The organism is Candidatus Schmidhempelia bombi str. Bimp (genome assembly GCF_000471645.3).
Taxonomy (GTDB): domain Bacteria; phylum Pseudomonadota; class Gammaproteobacteria; order Enterobacterales; family Orbaceae; genus Utexia; species Utexia bombi.
In genome coordinates this window covers 1-9,579 of sequence record NZ_AWGA01000129.1, presented here as the reverse complement: position 1 = coordinate 9,579, position 9,579 = coordinate 1, and the positions used below count along the sequence as shown (strand labels likewise).

Annotated in this window: 11 protein-coding genes, 1 tRNA gene and 1 pseudogene; 4 read left to right on the top strand and 9 right to left on the bottom strand. The window is 36.9% G+C overall.

Features of this window, described 5'->3' with window-relative positions; all coding sequences use genetic code 11:
• Positions 1-62: 62 nt before the first annotated feature.
• Positions 63-1,157 carry an extracellular solute-binding protein gene (locus O970_RS09730; protein ID WP_133459497.1) on the bottom strand — a complete coding sequence of 365 codons (1,095 nt, stop codon included), beginning with the start codon at positions 1,155-1,157 and terminating at the stop codon, positions 63-65.
• Positions 1,158-1,482: 325 nt separating this feature from the next.
• On the opposite strand from O970_RS09730, the gene O970_RS09725 reads away from it, so the two are divergent.
• Positions 1,483-1,559, top strand: a tRNA-Arg gene (locus O970_RS09725).
• Between the two features lie 218 nt (positions 1,560-1,777).
• Here the strand turns inward: O970_RS09725 and O970_RS09720 are convergent.
• The 6 genes and pseudogenes from O970_RS09720 to O970_RS09695 form a co-directional block, all read right to left on the bottom strand.
• Positions 1,778-2,608 carry a phage tail tip protein gene (locus tag O970_RS09720; protein ID WP_133459496.1) on the bottom strand — a complete coding sequence of 277 codons (831 nt, stop codon included), beginning with the start codon at positions 2,606-2,608 and terminating at the stop codon, positions 1,778-1,780.
• A complete protein-coding gene (locus tag O970_RS09715) occupies positions 2,560-5,055 on the bottom strand; it encodes a TipJ family phage tail tip protein (protein ID WP_133459495.1) in 2,496 nt (831 codons plus the stop codon). Before O970_RS09715 ends, O970_RS09720 begins: the two co-directional genes overlap by 49 nt.
• A gap of 3 nt (positions 5,056-5,058) precedes the next feature.
• Entirely contained in the window at positions 5,059-5,625 is a 567-nt protein-coding gene (locus O970_RS09710; RefSeq protein ID WP_133459494.1) for a tail assembly protein, read from the bottom strand.
• Positions 5,568-6,228, bottom strand: a pseudogene (locus tag O970_RS09705) (C40 family peptidase). Before O970_RS09705 ends, O970_RS09710 begins: the two are co-directional and overlap by 58 nt.
• A gap of 5 nt (positions 6,229-6,233) precedes the next feature.
• Complete coding sequence (locus tag O970_RS09700; protein WP_133459493.1) at positions 6,234-6,938, bottom strand: phage minor tail protein L; 705 nt, start codon at positions 6,936-6,938, stop codon at positions 6,234-6,236.
• On the bottom strand, positions 6,935-7,264 hold the full coding sequence (locus tag O970_RS09695) for a phage tail protein (RefSeq protein ID WP_133459492.1): 330 nt from the start codon (positions 7,262-7,264) through the stop codon (positions 6,935-6,937). Before O970_RS09695 ends, O970_RS09700 begins: the two co-directional genes overlap by 4 nt.
• Before the next feature lie 69 nt (positions 7,265-7,333).
• Here O970_RS09695 and O970_RS09690 point away from each other — a divergent pair, with 69 nt between their 5' ends.
• The 3 genes from O970_RS09690 to O970_RS09680 are packed head-to-tail and all read left to right on the top strand — an operon-like array spanning position 7,334 to position 8,347.
• Entirely contained in the window at positions 7,334-7,516 is a 183-nt protein-coding gene (locus tag O970_RS09690) for a type II toxin-antitoxin system HicA family toxin (protein ID WP_133459491.1), read from the top strand.
• Positions 7,517-7,537: 21 nt separating this feature from the next.
• Positions 7,538-7,969 (top strand): type II toxin-antitoxin system HicB family antitoxin, encoded by a 432-nt coding sequence (locus tag O970_RS09685; protein ID WP_133459490.1) that lies wholly within the window; start codon positions 7,538-7,540, stop codon positions 7,967-7,969.
• 36 nt (positions 7,970-8,005) lie between these two features.
• On the top strand, positions 8,006-8,347 hold the full coding sequence (locus O970_RS09680; RefSeq protein WP_133459489.1) for a helix-turn-helix domain-containing protein: 342 nt from the start codon (positions 8,006-8,008) through the stop codon (positions 8,345-8,347).
• 393 nt (positions 8,348-8,740) lie between these two features.
• Here the strand turns inward: O970_RS09680 and O970_RS09675 are convergent, their stop codons facing one another.
• Both O970_RS09675 and O970_RS09670 read right to left on the bottom strand, forming a co-directional pair.
• Entirely contained in the window at positions 8,741-9,229 is a 489-nt protein-coding gene (locus O970_RS09675) for a type II toxin-antitoxin system death-on-curing family toxin (RefSeq protein ID WP_133459488.1), read from the bottom strand.
• A 3-nt stretch (positions 9,230-9,232) separates the two neighbouring features.
• Entirely contained in the window at positions 9,233-9,412 is a 180-nt protein-coding gene (locus O970_RS09670; protein WP_133459487.1) for a hypothetical protein, read from the bottom strand.
• Between the last annotated feature and the right edge of the window lie 167 nt (positions 9,413-9,579).

Genomic DNA, 9,579 nt, shown 5'->3' with positions numbered 1-9,579 from the left:
CTTTATGCCGTTCATTCCGGTTGCTTGAAAAGTTACAGTGTAACAAATTACGATCTTTTTAATTAAAATCCGCTTAAAACTTTAGTCCAGAGTCTAACCATTAAACGATCTATTTTAGGCGATTGTTCTTTAATAGGAAAAAGTCGAGCTAATACATCTTCTGGCGGATAAATAGCTGGATTAGTAATGACATCATTATCTAAATACGGCTTTGCATCTTTATTAGCATTCGGGTAAAAAATATGGTTAGTGATATTTGCAATCACCTTAGGCTCTAATAAATAATTTAAAAATTGATACGCTTCTTCACTATTTTTAGCGCCATTAGGAATAGCTAAAGCATCAAAGGTAATTATTGCCCCTTCTTTAGGAACTAGGTAATGAATTGATTTTTTTTGACCCGCATTTTTTGCGGCTCTAGCTGCTTGAAAAAAATCACCTGACCATCCAATAGCGACACAAATATCACCATCCGCAAGATCGTTAATATATTTTGAGGAATGAAAGTAAGTAATATAAGGACGAATTTTAGTTAATAGATTAGCAGCTTCATAATAATCATTCGCTTGTTTACTATTTGGATCTTTGCCTAAATAATTTAAAACAGTAGGAAATATTTCGCTTGGCGCATCTAAAAATGCCACACCACATTGACTTAATTTTTTAATATTTTCCTCATTAAATAATAGATCCCAACTATCTAAAGATACATTTTCACCTAAAATTTGTTTAACTTTATCAACATCAAAACCGATTCCTGTTGATTGCCACATATAAGGTATGGCATATAGATTTTTTGGATCAAATTTTTCCATCATTTTTAAAAATTTAGGATCCAAATGCTCATAATTAGGTAACTTATCTTTATCTAAAGGCATATAAATATGTGCATGTAGTTGCCTGGCCAAAAAACTATCTGTTGGCATAACAACATCAAATCCTGTATTACCCGCCATTAATTTACTATCTAATACTTCGTTAGAATCAAACACATCATAAGTAACATTAATTCCAGTCTTTTGCTGAAAATTTTTAATGGTATCCGGCGCAATATAATCAGACCAGTTATAGAAATTAAGCTGTTTAGCTTGCAAAGATGTATTTAGAAAAATCAAGAGAAAAAGAATAAATATAGGGTATATTTTCAGTTGGAACATAATTTTAAACACTTACATCATTCCTTAGATTAGATAAATAATTAAAAATATTCACTTTATTATATTAGCAATAAACTTATATAAATACGAAATTCATTATATAGTAGAACGAGACACTTTAACTATAAAATACCCTATGTTCACACTATTTATTTACTTATTATTTTAATAATAGTAAATTTCACTAACTTTTTCTAAAATAACAACAAAATAAAATGTGAATCACAATAAAATGAAGCTGATTGCCTGCTTATTAAGCAAATAAATATAAAAGAGATTGACTGAATAAATTTGCTTTATATAATACAGGCACGCAGTTAGATATGTCTCCTTAGCTCAGCTGGATAGAGCAACGGCCTTCTAAGCCGTAGGTCACAGGTTCGAATCCTGTAGGGGACGCCATTAAAACCTAAGATAATCAAGAATTTAAATCAATAACCCAGTGCTTTATAAAATTTAACTGCTTAAGTTACTGCTTAAGTTGGATCTAATTTAGCTTATCAATATTTATAATAAATCAAATTTCTTAATTTTAATCATCAACAGTAATCAATTTGAAAAGCATAATAGAAACACAAATGGGGATCCTTCCCCTTTTTTACGACCTTGCATGAAAACAGTCAATCAATAAATCCATTAAAATTTTGCGCAAGCAGCACCAGAGAATCGTAATAAACAGCTATGTTCGCTCTCCAGTTTACCCCACCATTACTTGTATGTACTTTTGTACCGAACTGTATATTAAGCACTTTATCGGTATATTTATTTAAATTTATAAGTATGTTTTGCTCAGAACGTACTTCATTTTGTCCTTTTCCTATTAACACTTCATTTTGCCACTGTCCATTAACTATAATATAAACTGAATAGTCCAATGGGCTACGTTTATCGTTATTGTAAAATCTTGCTTTAATAGCACCAAACAAGAGTAAAAACTGCTCTCTTTTAGCACGTTCAACCTTTACAAATGGCACTGTAGCGTGATGGAATGTGTTTCCTCTCATTTTCACATGCTTTGCTGATATTAAGTTTCCTTTTATATTATCAGCACTAAGTGTGCCTCTGATTTCGCAATTTTCACCGATTAGGACATTGTCTATTTCACCTGCATTTGCTGAAATCTTTCCATGAATGTTAGCTTTTCTAGCATTAAGTGTGCCGTCGGGTAGTAGTTCAAACGCCGGCGGATAATCTTCACTTACAACTGTTCCGGCTATAATTTTTCCTCCACTAACTAAAGGCGCTTTGATTTCAGTACCTGCAATTAATCTATCACCGCGCATTGTGCCTGTCGCAATTAAATCACCGTCCAAAAACATCGCTGGCTCAATCCATTGTGCGCCGTTGTACATTCTAGCTTCTGAGTAAGCAACTTTGCCCGAACCATCTAATGAATAAATTATCAGTGTGGTATCACGAGCCGGATAAAAACCAAATTCACGATAGAACATTTGAGTAGCATCGTCGTTATTTGTCGGGAATTTGCCGTCTTGCCTTTGAATTCTAAACAACCCCCCCGCCCTGCAATTAAGGTCCTGGTATTAGCTATGAACATCTCTGAACGACCAACAACATTAACCGCATTTACACCGTACCAATATTCAGTGTCTGGCTGGCAATCAACATCGGTTAGCGACATAGCGCGTCCAAGATAATTGCTTTTTTCCTCAACCTCTGCCTTTGTTTTGCCTTTGTAGAATTCGAATTGCGTTCCAAGACTTGATACGGAAGTCATAACAGGACGTATAGCAACATTGAAGCTACTTGGCGTTAACACTAAACCTGATGGCTTGGCCGGTGGCAAAATAGAAAAGACTATCGTAGTTTCATCGCCTAGCCGTCCATCCTCCGCTACGCCCCTCACTGTTGCGTTGAATTTACCTTGTTGTAATTCTGATAAATAATACTCAGTATCATTTACCGTTTCACGACTAATTAAATTATCATCACGATAGATTTTTACCTCAAATTTGAGATTCTGAATTGTTCGAGGTGTTGACCATGATAATCGTGCTTGATATAAGTCGGATTCGGGAATGACTTCGGCTTGTAGTTGTTCAACGGGCGGAATTGACCAGCCAAAAATAGCACCGCTTTCTACCTCAAATTTAGCCCCGTTATCAACAATCGCTTCTTTTTGTGGCTCATGTTGTAGCGCAGTGATTGAGTAAGTGCCGTCGCTGTTTTCAGCGATTGTTATCGCTTTGAACAAGCGTGGTTTGATTTTATTATCGTATAAGCTCCAAACCGAATATTCATCAACACTAACACTATTCACCAAAACAATTTGGTTTGGCTTGATTTGCGCTTGGATTTTGACTTTTTGTAGCTGCATATCAGTATCCGTGACACACAAATAGGCATTTTTTAGATTTTTAATATCAATATCTCTATCTAGCGTAACAGTGTCACCCTTCGCTGCTACAATTCGTCCGCCGATTGTAGCTCCTGTGAAATCATTATCCGCAATACCAATAATATCACCGGGTAAATGACGAATTCCTTCACGGCCAACACTAAATGTTACTGTTTGTGTTTCTAATTTTTCAGTTTGAATTAGCCATTTTCCTACTCTATGAGCTTGACCTCTCGAGGTACAACCGAACGCATCAACTTGTGACACATTTAAACCAAATCGTTTTATTAGGTCGTCATCCGCAACATATTCTGTTGTTGTTTCCCAATTATTACTAGGGTCAATATAACGAACATGCACAGCCGTGTGTCGTGATTTTTGTGCTGCTGATGTGTAGTTAAACTGCCCATCTACTACGTTTGCATTTGCATAAATCGCTACTGGGTCGCTTGGTCTGTCCATCACTACCGTGTATTGCGTACCATCCCAAATCGGCATAGCTCGAAATATTGAGCACAGGTCGTGAACAACATCGTAAGCTTGTCGTTGTTCTGTTATATAACAGTTACAGGTAAAACGTGGCTCTTTGCCGCCGAAGCCGTCATCAACTAGCTGGTCACAATATTGTGCAATAGTATAGAGTGCGAATTTATCCACGCCAAATTGACCTAACCTATTACCCATACCGTAACGTGTATTGGTCAAAATATCGTAAAATACCCAGGCAGGATTATTGGTCCATGCAAGCTTGAAGTTGCCAGACCAAAAACCTTTATATTCCCGTGTATTTGGGTCGTAGTTATCGGGCACTTTAACTATCATCCCTTTAATGAGATAGTTCCGTCTTGGAACACCGCTAAATTGCTCTGAATCAAACTTCAACCCAACCACCGCCGTGTTAGGATAGGAAAATTTAGTATCGTAGATTTCAGTATATGAACTCCACAATGTGTTATTAACCAGCGATGATGATGTGCTGTCTGGCGTTCTGCGCACGACTCGAATATTAAACGGTGTTGGCGGCAAATCGTCTAAAATAACGGATGTTAAATATTTTGAACGTGTTTTTTTATTATTTAAATTAACCGTTTTTACTGTTTTCCATGCGCTACCTACCCCTATTTGCATCTCCATTAATACTGATGTTCCATTGATATCTCCGTTTTTATCGGTTGAACTTAATGCCTGTACGCCCGCAGTTACTCTTACTCTATCAACATTGGGGTCGGTAATGGTTCTAACAAGCGGCGTTGAGTGCTTCACTTCCAAATTAACCGGTACTTCATTTTCAGTCGCTGGAAATCCTTCAAGCGGTGCTTGTACCTGGGTACCTGCCGTCCATTCAACCTCAACTCCTTTAAAATTATATGACCCATCTGGTGCTTGAATGGGTGTGTCATTTAGTAAAACGCTCTGTAATCCATTTACCGGTCCTTCTATCTGTCCCTCACACAGCAAATCAATAATACTCAGTTGCTGATGGGATTTTAGATTATCACGAGCTTCATACGGTGTTTTTGCTTTTTTCGAACCTTTACCCATTTGTTATGCTCCTTCTAATGTCTCGATTCCTTGCGATAAAACTTTTGAGCCAATTTTAATTTGCCCGTAACAAAGCGGAACTGGCGCACCCTGTGCTATCGTGTTATCCAGATTAGAAAAATAGGTGTTTTTATTGATACCGCCCTCTGCTGATTTATCGGTTTGGGGTAGTTTGGTCAACATCATGGCTACACCGCCAATCATTAATCCAGCACCTGACGCCATGAGTGAGGCGCCCCAAGCACCCCAAGACACTGGAGCAAAAAAACCAACAGCAAAAAGGGCTGCGCCAGCAATAAAGCTAAAAACCCCTCCTTTTGATCCTGCGGTTTTTGGCACAATATGAATAACAGCATCTTGTGGAATTCGGCTATGTAGACCAAACTGTAAATTGTCCTCGTTCATATCTACGCCGTTAATTCGTACTCGAAAATAGCCATCCATAATCTGCTTTTTCAAGCCTTTTACCTGACAATATAAGCCGTTTAATGCTTCCGCTGCTGTTTCAACGCTCATAGTGAACTTATCGCCATATTGTTTAAGATTGCCGTAAAAGCGAATGATTGCCATTTTTTATGCCTCCAGATTGAATGAGTGTAGTTTCGCCAAAAACCGCTATAGAAATCGCGTTTTGATAGCCGTTTTGGGCAGTGATGTAAAATAAATTGATTGCCGATATAGATAGCTGCGTGATTTGGCGTTGTTGAACCAAGACAAACCAAGATGACGTCGCCCTCTTGAATATCCCGAACCTGTTCAAAATCATTTTTAGGTAGTAAATCTAAGTAAAGGTTTTGCCCGTTATGCCACCAGTCATCTTGACGTACATAATCGGGCAAATCGATACCCGTTAACATATAGGCGTCACGTATTAGCGTTAGGCAATCGGTCTCGCCGTGCTTGAATTCGCGACCCAGTAACGGCTTGATATACCTGAACTTATGAATTTTGTTATCACAAACCAACCACCACGGCGTCGGGGTGAGAGTGAACAACTGCGGTTATTTTCCCCTGCAGTTCGGCTTGAATCCAATCATCTGGCGCAATTTCAAATGTCTCTGTCGATGTCGGTGAGATATTTTTACACGGTAGATATGTTTTATTATCAATAACAAATCCGCAGCACTCAGCCTCACCGCATTGTTTAGCATGGTTAAGTATTTGTGTTTTCATATTATTTAAGAGATTTTTGCAGCAGTTGGAAAACCGCCGAATGGAAGAATGCCGTGTTGTCCAAATCGTAGTTTACAGCCAGTCAAACAGCGGCTACATTTGTCTTTAGTGATGTCATTAGTCGGATTATCAAATTCATCAGCTACTGCGCCACCAGTATAACCGCATTCAGATGAGCGATATATCCAACCGCAGGTATTAGCGATAATTGTCCTAGCAGGGATTAATGCCCCGTCAGACTCACACGGTAGCGCTAATTCAAACGTAACCACCATTGCATTTTGTTGTTTGACTTGTTCGATAACATAATTTGAGATGATTTCGCAAAACGGGTCAGCATATTGATTACCATTCTCAAAGTTAACAGCGTCTAAGTATTTAACGGGCACTTCGTGACGTGTGACAATTGCGCCCAGTAAGCCGTCAAAGTCATTGATTAATCCAGTTATAAAGCCAAGCGCATTGCTCACGCTCATCGTCGGCCGATTACTTGTCCCCTGCCCGTTTTTCTCAAACCCTTCAACTTTTATCGGGTATGGCTCATAGATGTTGCCCTGCCATGTAATCGGTCTCCGAAGCTCATTTAATCCGTTATGAAATCGGAATATTGTTTTGTTTCCAACGATTTTAGTTAAATCAACTTCGTACAAATCAATAATCGTATCTTGTGCTATTTTCGTAATATCAAGCAGCATTTTTTTGGGGATCATGCGATTACCTCCTCAAATGTGGCTGTTATTGTTGTTACTGTATTCATAACGTTAGATGTCCAAGATGTACATTTAACTGTGATTAATCTGTGCGTATTTGGCTCGATCCATTTAAATGCATGAAGTCCACCATGACGCGTTAAAAAGTCATTGATATGTTGCGCATCTTCTCGTGCAACTTTTAGCGTGACGCTGTATGAGCGCAAATCATTGTTAATACCGTCTTTAATTCGTTGCTCGTAGCCGTCACCAAACTTGATGGTTTTTATTTTCGGCTCAGCTTTTTCACTCATGCTTGGCGCAACTTGCCAAAAAAATGTTTCCATAATTATAAATATCTCCTTGTATTTTATGTGTATGCGTGTGTATAATTATTTTCAGGTTAGGAGGTAAACATGAAATCAACTGACCTGATAAAAGAACTTACTAACGCAGGATGTGTTCTGAAACGAGTTAGAGGTAGTCATCATATCTTTTACTCACCGATAACTAATAAAACGTTTCCAGTTCCTCACCCAAAATCGGATTTACCGATTGGCACTGTAAGATCAATCAAAAAATCGGCGGGGCTGTTATAGTCCGCCACCTTTGGAGGTATTATGTTTTTTACTCTTGGCATTGAAACACCGAGCGATAGCAATACAGCGTACGGCATTGTCGTTCCTGCGTTATGCAATGATAAATATGATTGTTATTCTGCTGCTGATAAAGAAAGTGATATTCCAGCAATGGCAACTGAAGCTATTTTGTTAACTGTTCAAGATATGATTGAATCAGGCGATTATGATGTCAAAGATATTCACAACGATCATATTTCGTATAAAAATAACGATGAGTATGCCCATTGCGATACGTGGGTAATTATTGATGTTGATTTGTCATCATTTGTTGGTAAACAAAAAAGAATTAATATCACATTGCCTGATATTCTTATCGATAGAATAGATAACGCAGTTAAAGCGCCGAATTCTTTTTATAAAGATAGAAGTAACTTCTTAGCTGAAGCAGCTAAAAATCAGCTAGCTCGATAATAATTAGCTTTGATTGATATCGGTACCGATTACGCGATGAACGCACTTACTAATATACAGTTTATTAATAATGAACAAGGACAACCACAATTTGTGGTTATGCCTTACAATCAATACTTAGAGTTATCAAACGCAAAACCAATCGATGTTGAAACAGGTGTACCAAGCGAAGTTGTTAACATGGTTTTTGATAATAACTATTCTCCTGCACAAGCATGGCGTGAATATTTAAAGTTATCTCAAGTTGAAGTTGCGAATAAAATAGGTATTAGTCAATCGGCTTATTCTCAATATGAAAAAAGCCAAAAACTAAGAAAAGCAACGCGGATTAAAATTGCCGAAGCGCTACAAATCAAACCTGAACAGTTAGATTTTTAATAAAAAACCCGCCGAAGCGGGTTAGGATCTAATAATATTTGATCTGAAATTAACTTATTGATAAATAACAATTTAAAATTTAAAGTATTTATCCTTTCATAATAAAGTATTAATAATCAATATATTAAATATTTGATCTGCATTTGATTGATCACTAGTTTTTCACGATAATAACCACCTGCTGGCGGTTATTTTCTGGCGGTTATTTTAATAGTAGTTAATTTTTAGAAATTTTTAATCTGATGGTAGACAATACTCTATTCCAGTTTGTGGTAGTGCTGTGTATATATTCGATTGAGCCCGTTTTATTTGATTTTCAACTGCTTCAAATAGTGAATCTGTCATAAAAAAAGCCCCATGAAGGGGCTTGTATCCAAGCTCTGTGTTTTATTTCTAACTTTTAACAGTACTTATTAATTTTTGAATAGAATCCGTATTTTTAATACAGAGATTCCGTGAGTCAAATTCTCTTGACCAATAAAAAAGCCAGTCTTCTAAAAAATCTATATCGTATTCCCCTGTAGCTATTCCAACTCCCACTTCAACAACTTCTGAGTCTGGTGCAGTAAGCTCCTGTCCATTTAATAACAAAAATAAATAACCACAAAACATAGCCGTTCTTTTGTTAGCATTTGCAAAAGGATGATTTTTAATTAGACTTTCAATTAGCACAGCCGTCAATTTAAAAATATCTTCAGTTTGTCCATGATATCTGTAAACGTTAGGTCTGGCTTGGGATGAACCTAATGCATTCTCATCTCGAACGTATATAGGTTCTTTAGGTGTCTGCATTTGAATTAGCAATGAATTAATAAGCTTTATATCATCAACAGAAAGAAAATTAATTCCATCAACTATTTTTCCAAATTCAGATAAATGCATTTATTACACCTTAGATAGGTCTTTCATAGCTTTTTTATAACGAATAAATCCGAAAGAAAAAGCATTCATAACTTGTTCATTATGACTACAATTATTACCTAATGCTGGTTTTGCTTTAACCTCAACATGCTTGTCACGTGGAGGAATGTAAAGTCGATTTTCCTTTTTTTGAGCGTGACCCATAAAATTTACCTCATTAGTTTTATATAAAAAAGAGTAAGAAATAATAATATCTTACCCTTAACTCAATTATAATTACCATAAGGTAAAGAGTAAAGAACATTTATACAAATTAAAAAAATCAATATTTCTCAGCCGCCTGTGCTTTCTAAGCCGCCTATGCGGCGGTT

Coding starts and splice junctions, on each gene's coding strand:
- O970_RS09730 (WP_133459497.1), bottom strand. CDS start 1,157: ATGTTCCAACTGAAAATATACCCTATATTTATTCTTTTTCTCTTGATT.
- O970_RS09720 (WP_133459496.1), bottom strand. CDS start 2,608: ATGTTCTATCGTGAATTTGGTTTTTATCCGGCTCGTGATACCACACTG.
- O970_RS09715 (WP_133459495.1), bottom strand. CDS start 5,055: ATGGGTAAAGGTTCGAAAAAAGCAAAAACACCGTATGAAGCTCGTGAT.
- O970_RS09710 (WP_133459494.1), bottom strand. CDS start 5,625: ATGGCAATCATTCGCTTTTACGGCAATCTTAAACAATATGGCGATAAG.
- O970_RS09700 (WP_133459493.1), bottom strand. CDS start 6,938: ATGATCCCCAAAAAAATGCTGCTTGATATTACGAAAATAGCACAAGAT.
- O970_RS09695 (WP_133459492.1), bottom strand. CDS start 7,264: ATGGAAACATTTTTTTGGCAAGTTGCGCCAAGCATGAGTGAAAAAGCT.
- O970_RS09690 (WP_133459491.1), top strand. CDS start 7,334: ATGAAATCAACTGACCTGATAAAAGAACTTACTAACGCAGGATGTGTT.
- O970_RS09685 (WP_133459490.1), top strand. CDS start 7,538: ATGTTTTTTACTCTTGGCATTGAAACACCGAGCGATAGCAATACAGCG.
- O970_RS09680 (WP_133459489.1), top strand. CDS start 8,006: ATGAACGCACTTACTAATATACAGTTTATTAATAATGAACAAGGACAA.
- O970_RS09675 (WP_133459488.1), bottom strand. CDS start 9,229: ATGCATTTATCTGAATTTGGAAAAATAGTTGATGGAATTAATTTTCTT.
- O970_RS09670 (WP_133459487.1), bottom strand. CDS start 9,412: ATGGGTCACGCTCAAAAAAAGGAAAATCGACTTTACATTCCTCCACGT.